This is a genomic window from Nocardia jiangxiensis NBRC 101359, from assembly GCF_000308615.1.
Taxonomy (GTDB): domain Bacteria; phylum Actinomycetota; class Actinomycetes; order Mycobacteriales; family Mycobacteriaceae; genus Nocardia; species Nocardia jiangxiensis.
Genome location: NZ_BAGB01000062.1, coordinates 151,005 through 167,710, shown reverse-complemented (window position 1 = coordinate 167,710; position 16,706 = coordinate 151,005). Strand labels below are relative to the sequence as shown.

Sequence of the window (16,706 nt, the reverse complement as noted above, 5' to 3'; positions counted from 1 at the left end):
AGGTGACGATCATCGGGTCTTCGGTATGGGAACGTCCCCTACCGCCGAGCCCGACTGGCCGCCACTGACCCTCGAGGAGATCAACGACGTTCTGCGGAAACATGATTCGCGGAACGACAAGGCCGAGAACATCCAATGGCGCAGTCCTCGGCCGTTGTCGACGACTGCTCTGGTTCGGTTCGCGGACGGTGTGCGGCGGGTGGTCAAGCGGGTACCGGTGGGTCTGCGGGATTCCGGTGCGCTCGTCGAGGAACACGCGTTCATGGAACATCTTCGGGTGCAGGGGATTCCGGTGCCCGAGGTGTGGTCGTGCACGGGTGCGGAGTTCAGTTACGAATTCCAGGTTCCGGGCGCGGGGGTCGATCGATATCGGGATGCGTTCTCCTGGTCGCCGTATCTGTCCTGCGAACATGCGGCTGCGGCCGGTGCGATGCTCGCCCGGATGCATTGTGCCGCTGAAGGTTACGACGCGCCCGCGCGTCCGCTGCGTCCGTTGCAGGCGGCGCTGTGCACCGATCCGATCGCGGCGGTCGAACGTCACCTCGCCACTCGGCCCGCTCTCGCGGAGTTCCTGGCCGAACGGGATTGGCGGGCGGATCTGCGTGCGGCCGCCGCGCCCGGCGCAGTCGACGTGTCAGGTCTGGAACCGCTGTGGACACACAATGATTGGCACGGCACGAATCTGCTGTGGCGCGGCGACGAAATCGCCTCGGTGCTGGATTTCGGTCTCGCCGATCGCACCACGGCGGTATTCGATATCGCCACCGCGATCGAGCGTTTCGCGATCGACTGGCTCGCATTGCGGCGCGGCGAACCGGTCCGCGTCCACGCCCGGCAACTCACCGCATTCCTGCGGGCCTACCGCGCAATCCGTCCGCTCACCGAGTACGAACGTGTGGCGCTTCCCGACCTCTTCCCGCTGGTCCACCTCCATTACGAACTCTCCGAGATCGACTATTTCCTTTCGGTACTGATCCGTCCGAATGGGGAGAATGCCGAAATCGCTTATCGCAGCTATTTTCTGGGACACCTGCAATGGTCGGCATCCGGCCGGGACCGGGATTTCCGTGCTCTGCTGCGTGAGCTTTCACGCTGATCCCCAATTATGGCAGCAACCTGGAGATTCGGATCACACCGGCTCTGCTAAGTTCGGGCCTCATGTGATCGCGCCGCAGCGGCGGCGCAGAGGGAGGAGAGACGTTGGTTATCCCGGAGCCAGGACAGCGGGGGACCTCGGGCACACCGGCCGGACGATGGGCGGCGCTGATCCGCACCAAATCGGTCGAACAATCGATCCGCGACACCGACGAACCGGATTCGAAGCTGCGCAAGGACCTCACGGCCTGGGATCTGACCATCTTCGGCGTTGCCGTGGTGGTCGGCGCGGGAATCTTCACCCTCACCGCACAGACCGCGGGCAGCGTCGCCGGGCCGTCGGTCTCACTGGCCTTCGTCTTCGCCGCGATCGCCTGCGGGCTGACCGCGCTGTGCTACGCGGAATTCGCCTCGACGGTTCCGGTCGCGGGCAGCGCCTACACCTTCTCCTATGCGACCTTCGGCGAGCTGGCCGCGTGGATCATCGGCTGGGACCTCATCCTGGAATTCGCCCTCGCCGTCTCGGTGGTCGCCAAGGGCTGGTCGCAGTATCTGGGCCAGGTGATGGGCTCGCACAGTCCGATCGTGCAGTTCGGCTCCGTGTCCTTCGACTGGGGTTCGGTGCTGTTGATCGCGGTGCTCACGGTGCTGCTGGCGATCGGCACGAAGGTGTCCTCGCGAGTGTCGGCGGTCGCGGTGGCGATCAAACTGGCCGTCATCGCCGTGGTGGTCGTCGTGGGGCTGAAGTACTTCAAGGCGTCGAATCTGAGTCCGTTCATCCCTCCGGCGAAGCCGGGCAGCGCCGGATCGGGCATCCACCAGACGCTGTTCTCGTGGATGACCGGTGCCGGGAACAGCGAATTCGGTTGGTACGGGCTGTTGGCGGCGGCCAGTCTGGTGTTCTTCGCGTTCATCGGATTCGACGTCGTCGCCACCACCGCGGAGGAGACCAAGGATCCGCAACGCAACGTCCCGCGCGGCATTCTCGGCTCGCTCGCGATCGTGACGGTGCTGTACGTGGTGGTCTCGCTGGTGCTCACCGGTATGGTGCCCTACACCGATCTGGCCGCCAAGGATGCGACCCTGGCCACCGCGTTCGCGGTGCACGGGGTGACCTGGGCCAAGAACCTCATCTCCGTCGGCGCGCTGGCCGGTCTGACCACTGTGGTGATGGTGTTGTTCCTCGGGCAGACCCGCGTGCTCTACGCCATGGCGCGCGACGGTCTGCTGCCGCGCGGCCTGGCACGCACCGGTAAGAAGGGCACGCCGGTGCGGATCACCGTGATCGTCGGCGTGATCTGCGCGGTGCTGGCCGGTTTCGTGCAGTTCGGCACGCTCGAGGAGATGGTCAACATCGGCACGCTGTTCGCCTTCGTGCTGGTGTCGATCGGTGTGCTGATCCTGCGTCGCACCCGGCCGGAACTGCCGCGCGGATTCCGGGTGCCGCTGGTTCCGGTCATTCCGATTCTGGCTGTGCTGGCCTGCATTTGGCTGATGTTGAATCTGTCGGTGGAGACCTGGCTGCGATTCGTGATCTGGATGATCGTCGGGTTCGGGCTGTACTTCACCTACGGCGTGCGGCATTCACTGCTGCGCAAGGCTTCTCGATGACGCAGGAGTGAACGTCCCTGCCGTCGTGGATCATCGGGTGGCGGGGAACTCCTGGCGGGTCGGCGGGCGGCCGACGGTGCGCTGCGGAATCGTTTGGGTGGCCGCCTGGGCCAGAGCGCGGGCTCGGTCGAGCTGATCGATAATGCCCTCCCAAGCCGGGTGGGTGCCTCGGGTTCCGGGGTTCTCCAGCAGGTCACGATGGATGCGCAGCAGGGTGCGAGTGACCTCGGCGGTGTAGGCCGCGGCGGCCAGCGGTGGCGGCACCGAATCGAGATCGCCGTACAGTTCGGCGATGCGATCGGTGAGCCAGTACGCCTCGAAATGCGCTTGGCCGTAGAGATCCTCGCCCCGCACGGTGACCGCACTGGGACCGGCGGCGCGCGCGCGATCCTCCAGACTGTCGACATCGGGTGCGGTGGCCAGCGAATCCCGTAGATCCGCGCCGATCACCCGGTAGAGCAGTCCCGCCAGCATGGCGTGTTCGACTCCGGTGCTGTCCGCGCCGGCCATCGCCCGCTGCCACACCTGCTCCTCGACGGCGTCGGTATCGGCGTGCAGAATCGCCAATACCGCTCTGAGCTGTCCGTTCGTAGCCATGACTACCTGCTTCCCCGCCGAGTACTGGGCATACATCCAATCGACGGGGCGTGCACCCGCCCTGTCGTTTCGAAAGGCTACCTTTTAGCAAACAATTTGCCTATACATGTGGGGAGATGAATTTCGGTCTTCCTCGACCTATGTACTGATCTCGGGGATTGGCCGACGGTATGACGGAATCATAGTGGTGGCTACTGCGCGTGCTGTGTGATTGCTGCGTGATTCGGGAAGTTCGGTGATCGGGCACGCCGTCGTCGGTTCAGGAAGCGGCGGCTTCGGTCGGCGGGTACAGGCGGTGCACGATGAGCGCCGCGGACAGCAGTCGGGAGCCGGTGGGTTCGCTCGGATCGGTGCCCGTCAGTTCGGCGATGCGGCGGAGTCGATAACTGAAAGTATTGGGGTGGACATGGATTTCGGCCGCGGCGGCCTTGCGATCCGAGCCGTGCCGCAGGTGGGCGTCGAGGGTTTCGAGCAGATGCGGGCTGCGCAGCAGCGGGGCCACGCGCTCGGCGAGCCGGTCCCGCGCCGCGCCCGGTCGGGTGAGCTGGTATTCCAGCAGCAGATCGTCCAGGAGATAGGCGCCGGTGGGGCGCCCCAGTAGTCGTGCCAGCGCAGCCAACTCGGTCGCCAGCTGCGTCGCATCCGGTATGGATTCACGTGCGACACCAGGGATTTCGGCGACAACCACACTGGTGCCGAACTGCGTGGCGAGCTCGCGCGCCAGCGTCGAGGACGTGTGGTCGGCGTCGGCGGAACCGTTGGGCAGCAGGATGATTCCGGACGAGCCGTCGAAGGTGTTCAACACGGCGACTCCGGCGAGTTGATCCAGGGTCTGCTGTAGCAGTCGGATGCGTCGTCGGGTGAGCAGATGCGCCGCGGCGGCGGGATGTTCGGTACGCGGCAGCTCGATCGCGAGAACCGAATACCGTTCGGCGAGTGCGATTCCGGCGCGAACGGCGAGCTCGCCCGGGGCCTGGCCGCGCAACAGGGCCCGGCACAATGCCCGGCGCGCCTCGCGTTCCGCGTGATGGATCGACTGCTCCATCTCGGCATAGGATTCCACGGTGATCGCATTGATATGCATCAGCAGGCCCAGCATGCGATCGCCGAAATCCACCAGTTGATCCATATCGTCCGGATCGCTCAATGCCACCGCCTCCCGCAGCACCTGCCGCGCCGAGGCGTGCACCGCCTCGACCAGCAGACGTAACGGAAGCCGGTCCTGCGCATGGCGTTCCACCACCGGGACGATGAATTGCGCGGCCTCGTCGTGGGTGAATTCCCGCCCTTGATCCACCGAATGCAGAAAGGCGTGCGCACATCCGTGAATGGCGGGCAGAACCTCGAGGAAATGTCCGTCCGGGAGATCCGCCGCCGCTGGTGTCGCGCCCAGTCCCGAGGCCAGGATGCGCTCGGCTATCCGGGGGAGACGGTCGAGCATGCGCATGGCGATACTGGTGCGTCGAGACGTGCTGGGCAGGGCGTCGGACATGTCGCCGATTGTGATCGGAAACAGCAGGCAGGGCAAGGTTTCGCTGTATCGGTACGGGATTTTGTATTGCGAGACAATCTCATCCCGGATATCTGTACATGTGAGTGCAGTGACAGTGCTCTCTCGCCCGGCATACATTTCGATCCGAACTTCACCAAGGGGTGTAGATTCGGTCCGCGGTTCGTCGGGTAATGGAGGTCGGTTGTGCGAGGATATCGGCCGTTGCGGCCCGATCGTGATCCGTTCCACCGTCCGCCCGCCGGATTCGAACACCGGCCACCGGGGGCGCTGTTGCGCAGTCGCGTGGTCGAGTTGGCCGTATTCGGCGTTGTGCCGCTGCGGGTTTCGGCTTGGCAGCTGCTGTATCGCAGTTGTGATCTGAACGGGGAGCCGGAAGCGTCGGTGACCACCGTGCTGCTGCCGCGCGGGGCGACGCCGGATCAGGGGCGTCCGCTGGTGTCATTTCAGTGTGCGATCGATGCCCTTGCACCGCAGTGTTTTCCGTCGTACGCATTGCGGCGGGGAGCGCGGTCGCTGGGGGCCATTCCGCAATTGGAGGTACCGCTGATCGCCGCGGCGCTGGCGCGCGGGTGGGCGGTGTCGGTGCCCGACCACGGTGGTCCCGGCGGGCGGTTCGGTGCGCCGCGCGAGCCCGGATATCGTGCGCTGGACGGGATTCGGGCCGCTCTCGCCTTCGGGCCGCTCGGCCTCGATGCGAGCACACCCGTTGCGCTGTGGGGTTATTCGGGAGGCGGGCTGGCGACGGTGTGGACCGCCGAGGTGGCCGCGCGGTACGCGCCGGAACTCGCGATCGTCGGCGCGGTGGCCGGATCGCCGGTCGGTGACCCGGGCGCGGCCTTCGTGCGCTTGAACGGCACGTTGTTCGCCGGATTCGCGATGGTGTTCCTGGCCGGACTGCGACGCGCCTATCCACAACTGGAACCGGTCGCCCGCACACAACTGCGTGCCCGATATCTGGATATGCTCGCGAAAGCCGAAGTGGGCGCGACACTTCCGCTGCTGGCGCGGCTGGCGGGCCGGGATGTCGGCAGATATTCGGATCACGACGTCGACACCCTGATGCGATTACCGCAGATGCAGAGCGTCATCGCGGACATCCGGCCCGGGGCGGTGGCGCCCGAGATGCCGCTACTGATCGTGCAGGGCGTCAACGACGAGATCATCGCCGTCGAGGATATCGACGCGCTGGTCGACCGCTACACCGTGGCGGGAGCTCAGGTGCACTACCTCCGCGACCGCCTCAGTACCCATCTTCCCTTGCAGTTCATCGCAATTCCCGCAATGCTCGACTGGATCGCCGACCGGTTCGCTGCCATCCCCGCTCCCACGGGTACCAGAACGGTGCGCTCTGTCGCCGCCACCCGCCGGGCCCTCCGAGGTCATCGTGCCATGGCCCGCCTCACCGCCCGTCTTCTCGCCGGTCAGCCCATCCGGCCGGAACCTCTTGCCCCGCAATCGGATAGGCCATCCCGCCACCCCGAGGCGGTCCGACTCACGGGATCCTGACCGGCATCCGCGACATCCATCGGCTTCCCGGTCGTGGGAACAGTTTGCCGTAGATCGTGCCGGGTCAGGTATGGCGAAGTTGACCAACGGGGTGGACGGTGGTGTTCATCACATGTGATGAACACTTCGGGAGGGTGTATTCGACGTATCCGGTAATGGGGACCGGGTCGGCTTCATCGCTGGTCGCGTATGGAATCCGAGACGGAGTCGGGTTCGTGCGACCCGACGAGCAGCCGTCCAGCGGTCGCGGCGAGGGACCGCTCGCGGCGGCGAATTCCGCCGCGCTGCACATCGTTTCGGCGCTGTATCGGCGCTCGGTCACGGGGGTCGGCAGCCATATCGACGTCTCCGGGGCCGATGCGTTGCTGTTGCAGACCATGCTCGTCTCGGCCTACGAACTCAACCGCGACCGGATCGGCGACGCCGGCTCACTACCGTTGCCCGAGAACGGTTTTCTCGGGCCGCGCTACCGGTTGTACGACACCGCCGACGGTTACGGCATCGCCTTCACCTGCGTGGGCACACCCGCTCTCGTCGACGGGCAGGAATTCTCGATCCGCAGACACGCGCCCGCACTCGGCGAGCACACCGCCGAGGTACTCGCGGAGTTGGAATCCGGCGAACCGAACATCTCCACCTCGCGGCCGTAGGATTCTCGCCGCCGCCCGGCGCGCCCGGCGGGCGCGTCGGCCGGGTGATTTGTGTGTCCGCCTGCGCAACAGCTGGCAAATGCGGTTCAATAGTCGTGATCGACGAGTTCTACCTGCATGCTCCCGCCGCTTCTGAGCGACATTCGGGCGGGTGGTCACACCAGCATCACCTCAGCATCCCGAGAGGACAACGAACGTGAGCATGGTTCTCGCCGCACACGAGATATACACGACTGTGCTTGCCCAGGTCGGCAACCCCACTCCGGAAACCCCGCCGGCGGCGGACAAGCTGCTCAAGTTGGTCCGGTATTTCACCTGGTTCGTACTGCTCTCCGGCGTCACGGCCGTCACCTACGGCGGCGGTAAATTCGCCTGGGAGAAGTGGAACGGTGGAAGCCTCGAATCGCCCAAGATGGTCGCCGGCGCGATGATCGGCGGCGGCGTCGCCACCAGCGCTGGAACCATCATGAACGCGGTCATCGGCAGCTGATCAGGCGCCGGCGCCCGGCGAACCGGGCACCAGCGCCCACCATGCGGTGCGCCGTAGCGGCGCACCCTCAATGCGATGACGCGCTCGGATGAAGGTCCCGGTTGCGGGGGACCTTCATCCGAGCATCCGATCAGCTCTGCACCATGCCCTGCATCTGCGTGACCTCCGCCTGCTGGGCGGTGATGATGCCCTGGGCCAGCGCCTTGACCTCGGCATTGCTGCCATCGGCCAATTCGGTGTTCGACATGGTCACCGCACCCTTGTGATGTTCGATCATCATCTGCAACCACATCTTGTCGAAGTCCGCCCCCGACGCCTTCTGCAGCGCGGCCATCTGATCCTGGGACATCACGCCATCCATCGGGTGATCCATCGTGGCCGACGGGGCCGGTTTGCCGAAGCTGTGCAGCAGATCGGCGAACTTCGTCATCTCCGGCGCCTGCGCCGCCTCGATCTTCGAGGCCAGGGCAATGAGCTGCTGATTCTGCGACCGGCTCGGCACCATCTTGGCCATCTCGACCGCCTGTGCGTGATGCGGATACATCATCTGCAGGAACGTCACGTCGGCGGCGTCGAAATCGGTGCGAGCAGGCGCGGCCGAGCTCGCGGTGTTGTGACTCATGCCCGGCATATCGGCCATCGCGGTGGTCGTGCCGGAGGTGGAACTCCCGGAATCGTTGCTGCAGCCCGCGATGAGCAGGGCGACGGCGATTCCGGTACCCGCCACGGTGATTCGTGCACGTGAGATGAACATGGTTGTACTCCTGGGGAATTACGACGGTCTGAACTGGGATCCGGAAAACCCGTGTCCGCGTGGTGATTCCATGCCGACACGGCGGTCCGTCAGATCCGCAGAATCGACAATTCGGCCAGTGAGAGCGTCGTCCAGGGTGGCGGCCGGGCATGCCGGGCCGCCCATCCGCGCACCGTTCGCGCGGATGCGTCCGCATCGTCACCGACCCGGCCCAGCAATGCCAGCCCGAGCAGCAGTACGAGTGCGGTGAGAATGAACACGCAGGCGTGCACCCCGCCGGGCAGCACGCAGCAGTCGGCGCATCCGGGATCCATGCCCTCGCCCGGCATCATCATCGAGGTGAGCGCCGTCATCGCGGCTGGATGGTGCCGCGCAATCGCTGCGTCGTCGTGGGTGGCCATCGGCATCGCGTGCTGGTCGGCGACGGGCGACATCGGGTGATCGGAAGCTGGATGGTGTCGCGCAGTCGGTGCGGATGGCGCGGTCATCGCTGTCGAGTCGTCGTGGGTGGCCATCGGGACAGCGTGATGGTCGATGGAGGGTGACATCGCGTGGGGAAGTGATTGTGTCGCAGAGTGTTCGGCTGAACGGCTCGATGCATGGGAGGCGATGAACACGTGCATCACCAGGATTCCGAGCAGCAGCGTGAGCAGGCCCGCCACCCGGACGTATCCGGTGGCGAGATGTTCGGGCCGACGGCTCACGCGGACAGTGTAGCGGGCTGTCGATACCCCCTGCCGGTATACCCCTGGATGTGGGTGACCGTTGCCGGTCGGTGGCATGGATACCCGGGTCCGGCGCTGGAAGTGTGTTCGGCGATGAAGGCGTCGGTGGGTTAGATTCGGCGTGGGGTGATCAATGGACGGCGCGCCCGAGAGGCATGTCCGCGAAAGCAGTGACGGGAGTCGGGGTGGTTCTACAGGCGGGGGCGGTGTTCGCGGGATTCACCATCGAACGGCTCGTCGGGGTCGGCAGTTTCGGTGCGGTGTATCTGGCGTGGCATCAACCCAGCGCGCAACGGGTCGCTTTGAAGATCGTCAACGACGGTATTGCGGCAGATCCCCAGGCACGCATGGCATTCGATCGTGCAGCCGCGTTCGCGACCGGGCTCCGGCATCCGAATATCGTTGCCATCCAGGGGTACAGCAGCCCGGGGGAGCCGATCCCGTGGTTGGCCATGCAGCTCATCGAGGGCGGGAATGCGAGTGCGATTCCGGCGGCGGCGCCCGACGGGTTGCCTGTCGAGCAGGCGCTGCGACTGATCGGCGATGCCGCGCAGGCTCTGGATTACGCACACTCCCAAGGTGTTCTGCATCGTGACGTGAAACCATCGAACCTGCTCATCGATCGCGGCGGGCGGGCTCTGCTGACCGACTTCGGGATTGCGCGCAGCTTCGACGGCACGAATGCGGCGGTTGCGTCGACTTTCGCCTATACCGCGCCGGAACGTTTCACGAATCTACCCGTCGATCAGCGGTCCGATGTCTACTCCCTGGGTTGTGTGCTGTTCGAGTTGCTCACCGGCAGAACGCCTTTCCCGTTCGCCGATCAGGCTGCCGTCATGGCCGCCCAGACGACCGCGCCACCGCCGGTTCTCACCGAGACTCGACGTCATCTGCCTCGGGGGTTGAACGACGTCATCGCGATCGCGTTGGCCAAGAATCCCGACGGCCGCTATCGGACGTGTGGCGATCTCGTCTCGGCCGCGTACTACGCGGTGGCCATGGTGCAGCAGCCTGTGCCGCCACCGGCAGTTCCACCAGGGCCCTTCGTGATGCATCCGGTGAGCGCCTCGGACGAACGCGGACGGACCACCAGGCGGCGACTGCTCATCGCGGGAGGTATCGCCGTGCCGGTGATCGTCGCTGCGGCCACCGGAGTCGCGATTCTGAACCCCTTTGCGTGGGCGTCGCATTCGTCCCAGGCACGGACCCGAGCCGATGCCCGCGACGCTGCGCTGAGCGGTGCCAGGCGGGTCGCGGTGGATCTGACCAGCGTCAATCCGGACGATGCGGACGGCACCATTCGAACGATGGAGTCGGCGGCTACCGGTCAACTGCTCGAACAGCTGACCAGCGCCACCGAGGGGGAGAAAACGGTCATAGTCACCTCTGGCACCCGGATCACCTCACTTGTGCTGCATGCCGCACTGGCATCCATCGACGATGCCTTCGAACATGCGACCGCACTCGTCGTGCTGCAGCAGACCCGCACGCCCCGCAACGGCACCGCCACCATCCAGCAGCAGAACTGGCAGCTGGGACTGACCCGTACGCCGGGAGGTTGGCGAGCCGATACGGTCACAGCTTTCGGATCCGCGACGACGCAGCCGGCCGAGACCGCGGCTGCCGACCCGCCGACCGGAACCGGCAACACGGCCTTCGTCGACACTGCTGCCACCAATGCGATCAAAACCGCAGGCGCCCAGGCGATAACGACCATCTACCAGTACAACCTCGCCGATCGAGACGCGTACCTGGCCGCGGTGAAGGCGGTCACCACCGACGCGGCGTACCGGAAGATGAGCACGGCTTCGAGTACCGCAGCGGATGCCGCCCGCCAGACCCACACCGCCATCACCGCCAAAGTCGACCCCGTCGGCGTGGCACAGCTGACCGGCGATCAGGCCGAGTTGCTGTGTGGGATGACCGCTTCCGACACCAAGGACGGTGTCCCCGCGACTACCTCACAAGGTGTCTTTCCCGTCCGCATGCAACACCTCGGTGGCCGGTGGCTCGTCTCCGACATCCCCGGCAAGGTGTGAGGGCGCTCGCCGAGTCCCCGGAATACCGGCGATGACAGCGCGTTGCATCTAGCTGTCGGACCGAGCTAGCCAGGGGGATGTGTGACCACCGTGACGCGAGCGTCGATCGGCCTGCGATCCGAACGAGGTCCCGTTCTCGGAGCGCTGATGCTGGCCACCTCGCTGGTCGCGCTTGACTCCACGATCATTGCGACCGCGGTACTCACCATTACGAACAGTCTCGGCGGGTTCGCGCAGTTCCCGTGGCTGTTCTCGATCTATCTGCTGGCTCAGGCCGTCACCGTGCCGATCTACGGCAAGCTCGCGGACACCTTCGGCCGAAAACCGGTGATGCTCTTCGGCATCGGTGTCTTCGCACTCGGATCGCTGCTGTGCGGGGTGGCGACGAATATGGTGGCGCTCATCATCTTCCGGGCCGTGCAGGGCATCGGTGCGGGTGCGGTGCAACCGATGTCGATGACCATCGCCGGTGACATCTACACGCTGGCCGAGCGGGCCAAGGCGCAGGGCTATCTGGCCAGTGTCTGGGCGCTGTCGTCGGTGCTGGGACCGCTGCTCGGCGGGATCTTCTCGCAGTATCTGAGCTGGCGCTGGATCTTCTTCGTCAATCTGCCGCTGGCGGCGCTGGCCGGGTGGATGCTGTGGCGCAGTTTCCGCGAAACCGCGCCACGGCAACGCAGTCGCATCGACTATCCGGGCGCGACGCTGCTCGCCCTGGGGGTCGGCGCGATCATCCTCGCACTGCTCGAGGGCGGTCAGGCGTGGGCCTGGGATTCGCCGATCGGCATCGGGCTCTTCGTCGGCGGCGGACTCGCGCTGGTGCTGTTCGCGCTGGTCGAACGGCGTGCGGAGAGTCCGATCCTGCCGCTGTGGGCGCTGAGCCGGCGGGTGGTCGTGGCGAGCAGTCTGGTGTCCATGCTGGTCGGCGCGATCATGCTCGGCCTCACCTCGTACGTACCGACCTATGCCCAGGGTGTGCTGGGCGCGGACGCGTTGATCGCCGGGCTGACCGTGGGCGCGCTCACGCTCGGCTGGCCGCTGTCGGCGTCCCAGTCGGGCAGGATCTACCTGCGGCTCGGATTCCGCAGCACCGCGCTGATCGGCTGCACCCTGGCCGTGCTCGGCGGTGCCTCGCTGCTCCTGCTCACCGCGCATTCCTCGTTGATCGAGGTGGCCGTGAGCTGCTTCGCGATCGGCGTCGGTATGGGCCTGACCGCGAGTCCGACCCTGATCGCGGCGCAGACCAGCGTCGACTGGACCGAACGCGGCGTGGTCACCTCCACCAACATGTTCGCCCGGTCGATCGGCAGCGCGGTCGGCGTGGCGATCTTCGGCGCAGTGGTGAACGCACGTGTCGGACACGGCAACCACCCGACCCCCACGGCGCTGACCGCGGCGGTCCACGGGGTGTTCCTCGGCGTGGCCGCGATGGCCGTGGTCATGCTGATCGCGGCCTGCGGTATGCCGAAGGGGCGAGCGGCAGCCACCCCCGAGCCCGCCCCGGTCACGGACTGAGCAGCCCGAACCTAACTGCTGCTCTGTTGCAGGGTGAGGATTCGGTTCACAGCGGCGGTGTCGGCTGTCGCGGCATCGTAGAGCTGGGTGAGGTCCTGTTTGAGTGCGGTGCGCGAATTGCCGTCGAGATACACCATGTGACCCGACGGATAGAAGCGGATCGTCAGATTCTTGCGTACCTCCGCATTATCCAGTGGCATCTGTTGAAGATCGAGGACGGTTCGGTAGCACGGGGTCACGAAATCGTAGAATCCGTTGGCGGACAACACTCGTAGATCGACGTTGATCGCCATCAGCGCGGCGAGATCGGCTGCGGTGTTCAGCGGGCCGGTCTGTTTGGCTCCGGTGGGATCGGTATGCGAGAAATCCCAGTGCTCGAACACCTGATTGTTCAGATCGGTGTATTCCGAATTCGAGGTGAATTTCAACTGTTCGTTCAGATAGGAATTCCACATCGCGGTGTAGACACCGGAGACTGCGGCCATGGTCGGATCGTTACTGCCCGCGGCGGGATCGAGCTTTCCGGCGATACCCGAATCTATGGCGGTCACCCGGCCGTCGTAGGCGCCCAGGGCGAGTTTGCGATCCTGCAGCAGGGTTGTCGGGAACTGGTAGCCGACAACCAACTTCCATGAGGTCAGCGTCGTGACATCGATTCCGGTGTACTCGGACAGCTTCGTCACCGCCGCCGGATCGGCCTTCGGGAACGCCTGCAGCGCCGCCGCGTAATCGCCGGACGCGAATTTCTCCACTTCCTCGACGAACGCGGTCAGGTCGGCCGGCGCGGGTGTGATCGAGGTCCTCTTGTGGTACCAGGCGTCGGCAGCGGCGGTGGGCAGCAGGCCGATCGGATCATCCGATGTGCCGTAGTTCAGGATCGAGGATTGCAGGGTGATGCCGTTGAGGTCGACGCCGTCCTCGTGCAATCGGTAGGCGAGTACGCAACTGCGCGCGGTGCCGTACGACTCGCCGTACAGGAATTTCGGGGAGTTCCAGCGATTGTTCTTGGTGAGATAGCGTTTGACGAACTGTTTGAGCGAATCGGCATCCTGGTCGACGCCCCAGAATTCGCTGTTCCTGTGCGGCGCGATCGCGGCCGAGTACCCGGTGCCGACCGGGTTGATGAACACCAGATCCGTCTTGTCCAGCAGAGTATCCGGATTGTCCTCCATCGTGTACGGCGCGGGCGGAGTGAAGTCGGGCATGTTCGTCTTGATCCGCCGCGGCGCGAACGAACCGAGCAGGACGAATACGGCCGAGGATCCCGGCCCGCCGTTGTAGCAGAACGTCACCGGACGTGTCGTCTCGGACTGCCCGTCCTGGGTGAAGGCGACGTAGAAGATCTTGGCGTTGGGGCGCGAGGTGCTCGGATCGACCGTGACGAGGTGGCCCGCCGTTGCGGTATAAGCGATTTCGCGCCCGCCGAGGGCGATCGTGTGATGGGTGACGGCCGCGGTCTCGGCGGTGTCGGTGACATTGTCGTCGGGCCCGGTGCCGTAAGCGATCGGATCGAAGTACGGCTGATCGGTCTGTGTGACCGTGTTCGTTCCGGTCGTCGGTGAATCGTTGCTCATGCGAAAACCACCCCTCTGTCCGAAGGTCCGGGCAAATGATCTGGCACGGCGGACCTCTCGGCCGACGAGAATCCCCCCGAACGTGATCCTGCGTTCCGGCTGCCAGCGTACCGAGCTGTGAGCGGTTCGGCAACGATGAGTTTCGCGGCCAACAGCGTTGTGCGGCAATGCCTTCCGAGAGGTGTGTGCAGTGATTCCCGGAAGTTCGGATACCGGATGCGACCAGGGCGGAACGATCTGCCGGGCGATGCGCAGTGAGTAGGTCGCTGTCTTACAGCTTCGTGTCAGCAACCCTGTGCTGACGTGGACTGCCGGACCGCGATCGACGCTCGGCTGGTACGGGTGGGGCGGGTGGTGGAAGGGACAACTGCCGGGGTCGGCGTGACGGCATGGCAACGATCTAGCACACTGTAGGGGTGCACGAGGTCGACGACGTACTGGGCCGGCTGCGGCGATACCCCGATGTGGAAGCGGTGAACCTCTACGCGGTCGATGCCGCTGACCGGCTGATTCTCGATGCCGCGGCCGATGCGCTGGCCGCGGCGGGGGACGGCCGGGCGGCGGTGGTGGACGACGGGTACGGCGCGCTCACCCTGGGCGCCATCGCCGCGCACGATCTGCGCGGTGTGCGGGTGCATCAGGATCTGCTCACCGGTGAACTCGCGTTGTCGCACAACGCTCGTGCGGTCGCGCTCGCCGACCGCTACAGCACGCACGCACTCGATCGCGAACTGCTGGACGGTGTGCGGGTGGTCCTGCTGCGGTTGCCGCGAGCATTGTCCGGATTGGCCGAAATCGCCGATGCCATAGCCCGTTACGCCGATCCCGAGGTGCAGGTGTTCGCCGGTGCGCGGGACAAATATCTGACCCCGGCGATGAACGAGGTACTGGCCGAATCGTTTTCGTCGGTCCAGGCCAGCCGCGGACGGCAGAAGTCGCGGATTCTGTTGGCGCGCGAGCCCAGAAAAGTCGGCGAACCGCCGTATCCGATTCGTCAACAGCTCGGTGAACTGGATCTCGAGGTGGTCGCACACGGTGCGGCGTTCTCCGGGCCGCGCCTGGACATCGGCACGCGATTTCTGATCGAACATCTGCGGCGGATGAAACCCGATGCCCGCGATGCGATCGATCTGGGTTGCGGCACCGGGATTCTCGCGGTGGCGTTGGCCAAGGCGCGCCCGCACGTGACGGTGATCGGCACCGATCAATCCGCGGCGGCGGTGGCCTCGGCGCGGGCGACCGCGACGGTGAACGGCGTCGCGGACCGGGTGCGGGTGGTGCGCGACGACGCGATGTCGGCGGTGCCGGACAACAGCGCGGATCTGGTGCTGTGCAATCCGCCGTTCCATGTCGGGGCCGCGGTGCACACCGGATCGGCGATCAAGATGTTCACCGAGACCGGACGGGTGCTGCGACCGGGCGGAGAGCTGTGGACCGTTTACAATTCGCACCTGAACTACCGGGGTGTGGTGGAGCGTTTCGTCGGGATGACCGATGTGGTGGGACGCAACCGGAAGTTCACGGTGACTCGATCGGTACGAGGGATGCGGGACGGGCGCGCGGACTAGGCCCCGTGCACGCGGATTTTTCAGCCGGTACAGTCTGATTTGTCCGATTTCTGTCCGGTTGGGAACTTGTCTTCCCTGTGACACGTTGGATACTCAGAACGGCCACGATCGCCGTGGACCGCGACTTCCGGAAAGGCACGAGAACGGTGCGCACTACAAGCAACCCGATCTTCAGAAACTTGCCGCAACCCCAGCGCGGCGGCTACGCGGGATTCGGTTCGCCGACTGCCGGCGCCCCGCAATTCGACCAGTACGGCCAGCCCTATCAGCAGGCCTACCAGCAGCAGCCTTATCAGCAGGCCCCGGCCACCCGGCCGATGACCATCGACGACGTCGTGACCAAGACCGGCATCACGCTCGGCGTGGTCACCGTCATGGCGATCATCTCCTACGCGCTGACCTCGATGAACAACAGCCTCGCAGGCGTTTTCGTCGGCGTCGGCGCGCTGGTCGGCTTCGTACTGGTGATGATCGCGACCTTCGGCCGCAAGCAGGACAACCCGGCCATCGTGCTGGGTTACGCCGCCTTCGAGGGGTTGTTCCTGGGCGCGCTGTCGTTCGTGTTCACCAATGTGAAGTTCGGCGGCGTGGGCGGTGCGAGCCTGATCGGTGAGGCCGTGCTGGGCACCTTCGGTGTGTTCTTCGGCATGCTCGTGGTCTACAAGACCGGCGCGATCCGCGTCACCCCGCGCTTCACCCGCATGATGGTTGCCGCCATGATCGGTGTGCTGGTCCTGGTGGTCGGTAACCTGATCGCCGGATTCTTCACCCCCGGCGGCTTCGGCCTGCGCGACGGCGGCCCGCTGTCGATCGTGTTCAGCCTCATCGTGATCGGCATCGCGGCATTCAGCTTCCTGCTCGACTTCGACGCCGCCGACCAGCTCATACGTGCCGGTGCGCCGGAGCGGGCGGCCTGGAGCGTCGCCCTCGGCCTGACCGTCACCCTGGTCTGGCTGTACATCGAGATCCTGCGCCTGCTGAGCTACCTGCAACGCAATTAGCGCGGTATCGCACTGATCCGAGCAACGGGTGGTCGCCGATTCGGCGGCCACCCGTTTCGCATATCCGG

The 16,706-nt window shown here is 65.5% G+C and carries 14 protein-coding genes; 9 read left to right on the top strand and 5 right to left on the bottom strand.

Features of this window, described 5'->3' with window-relative positions; translation table 11 throughout:
• Window positions 1-25: 25 nt before the first annotated feature.
• Window positions 26-1,096, top strand: a complete 1,071-nt coding sequence (locus ON40_RS27920) for a phosphotransferase enzyme family protein (protein ID WP_063713104.1) — start codon at window positions 26-28, stop codon at window positions 1,094-1,096.
• Between the two features lie 110 nt (window positions 1,097-1,206).
• A complete protein-coding gene (locus tag ON40_RS27915) occupies window positions 1,207-2,706 on the top strand; it encodes an APC family permease (RefSeq protein WP_040827896.1) in 1,500 nt (499 codons plus the stop codon).
• 30 nt (window positions 2,707-2,736) lie between these two features.
• Here ON40_RS27915 and ON40_RS27910 read toward each other — a convergent pair whose 3' ends face one another.
• Both ON40_RS27910 and ON40_RS27905 read right to left on the bottom strand, forming a co-directional pair.
• On the bottom strand, window positions 2,737-3,303 hold the full coding sequence (locus ON40_RS27910) for a hypothetical protein (RefSeq protein WP_157186439.1): 567 nt from the start codon (window positions 3,301-3,303) through the stop codon (window positions 2,737-2,739).
• A 259-nt stretch (window positions 3,304-3,562) separates the two neighbouring features.
• Window positions 3,563-4,795 (bottom strand): PucR family transcriptional regulator, encoded by a 1,233-nt coding sequence (locus ON40_RS27905; protein ID WP_040827895.1) that lies wholly within the window; start codon window positions 4,793-4,795, stop codon window positions 3,563-3,565.
• Between the two features lie 204 nt (window positions 4,796-4,999).
• Here ON40_RS27905 and ON40_RS27900 point away from each other — a divergent pair, with 204 nt between their 5' ends.
• The 3 genes from ON40_RS27900 to ON40_RS27890 all read left to right on the top strand — a co-directional run bounded on the left by ON40_RS27900 (window position 5,000) and on the right by ON40_RS27890 (window position 7,462).
• A complete protein-coding gene (locus ON40_RS27900) occupies window positions 5,000-6,322 on the top strand; it encodes a lipase family protein (RefSeq protein WP_051193633.1) in 1,323 nt (440 codons plus the stop codon).
• 215 nt (window positions 6,323-6,537) lie between these two features.
• Entirely contained in the window at window positions 6,538-6,972 is a 435-nt protein-coding gene (locus tag ON40_RS27895; protein ID WP_157186438.1) for a CoA transferase, read from the top strand.
• A gap of 202 nt (window positions 6,973-7,174) precedes the next feature.
• Window positions 7,175-7,462 (top strand): hypothetical protein, encoded by a 288-nt coding sequence (locus ON40_RS27890; RefSeq protein WP_040827711.1) that lies wholly within the window; start codon window positions 7,175-7,177, stop codon window positions 7,460-7,462.
• A gap of 130 nt (window positions 7,463-7,592) precedes the next feature.
• Here the strand turns inward: ON40_RS27890 and ON40_RS27885 are convergent, their stop codons facing one another.
• Together ON40_RS27885 and ON40_RS27880 are read right to left on the bottom strand one after the other, a co-directional pair.
• Complete coding sequence (locus ON40_RS27885) at window positions 7,593-8,216, bottom strand: DUF305 domain-containing protein (RefSeq protein WP_051193632.1); 624 nt, start codon at window positions 8,214-8,216, stop codon at window positions 7,593-7,595.
• A gap of 89 nt (window positions 8,217-8,305) precedes the next feature.
• Window positions 8,306-8,920, bottom strand: coding sequence for a hypothetical protein (locus ON40_RS27880; protein ID WP_040827709.1), 615 nt, complete (start codon window positions 8,918-8,920; stop codon window positions 8,306-8,308).
• Between the two features lie 206 nt (window positions 8,921-9,126).
• Between ON40_RS27880 and ON40_RS48375 the strand changes: the two genes are divergently transcribed.
• Both ON40_RS48375 and ON40_RS27870 read left to right on the top strand, forming a co-directional pair.
• Window positions 9,127-10,980 (top strand): serine/threonine-protein kinase, encoded by a 1,854-nt coding sequence (locus ON40_RS48375; RefSeq protein ID WP_169541912.1) that lies wholly within the window; start codon window positions 9,127-9,129, stop codon window positions 10,978-10,980.
• Between the two features lie 81 nt (window positions 10,981-11,061).
• Window positions 11,062-12,495 (top strand): MDR family MFS transporter, encoded by a 1,434-nt coding sequence (locus ON40_RS27870; protein WP_040827707.1) that lies wholly within the window; start codon window positions 11,062-11,064, stop codon window positions 12,493-12,495.
• A gap of 11 nt (window positions 12,496-12,506) precedes the next feature.
• Here ON40_RS27870 and ON40_RS27865 read toward each other — a convergent pair whose 3' ends face one another.
• The gene (locus ON40_RS27865) at window positions 12,507-14,069 is read right to left on the bottom strand and encodes a S10 family peptidase (RefSeq protein WP_051193630.1); all 1,563 of its coding nucleotides are present in this window, start codon (window positions 14,067-14,069) and stop codon (window positions 12,507-12,509) included.
• 416 nt (window positions 14,070-14,485) lie between these two features.
• On the opposite strand from ON40_RS27865, the gene ON40_RS27860 reads away from it, so the two are divergent.
• Together ON40_RS27860 and ON40_RS27855 are read left to right on the top strand one after the other, a co-directional pair.
• On the top strand, window positions 14,486-15,637 hold the full coding sequence (locus ON40_RS27860; RefSeq protein ID WP_040827705.1) for a class I SAM-dependent methyltransferase: 1,152 nt from the start codon (window positions 14,486-14,488) through the stop codon (window positions 15,635-15,637).
• Between the two features lie 146 nt (window positions 15,638-15,783).
• Window positions 15,784-16,638, top strand: coding sequence for a Bax inhibitor-1/YccA family protein (locus tag ON40_RS27855; RefSeq protein WP_040827887.1), 855 nt, complete (start codon window positions 15,784-15,786; stop codon window positions 16,636-16,638).
• The last annotated feature ends 68 nt before the right edge of the window (window positions 16,639-16,706 follow it).

Bases quoted from the DNA above. Each gene is read 5' to 3' on its own strand.
- ON40_RS27885 (WP_051193632.1), bottom strand. From the start codon at position 8,216: ATGTTCATCTCACGTGCACGAATCACCGTGGCGGGTACCGGAATCGCC.
- ON40_RS27910 (WP_157186439.1), bottom strand. From the start codon at position 3,303: ATGGCTACGAACGGACAGCTCAGAGCGGTATTGGCGATTCTGCACGCC.
- ON40_RS27890 (WP_040827711.1), top strand. From the start codon at position 7,175: ATGGTTCTCGCCGCACACGAGATATACACGACTGTGCTTGCCCAGGTC.
- ON40_RS27865 (WP_051193630.1), bottom strand. From the start codon at position 14,069: ATGAGCAACGATTCACCGACGACCGGAACGAACACGGTCACACAGACC.
- ON40_RS27905 (WP_040827895.1), bottom strand. From the start codon at position 4,795: ATGTCCGACGCCCTGCCCAGCACGTCTCGACGCACCAGTATCGCCATG.
- ON40_RS27920 (WP_063713104.1), top strand. From the start codon at position 26: ATGGGAACGTCCCCTACCGCCGAGCCCGACTGGCCGCCACTGACCCTC.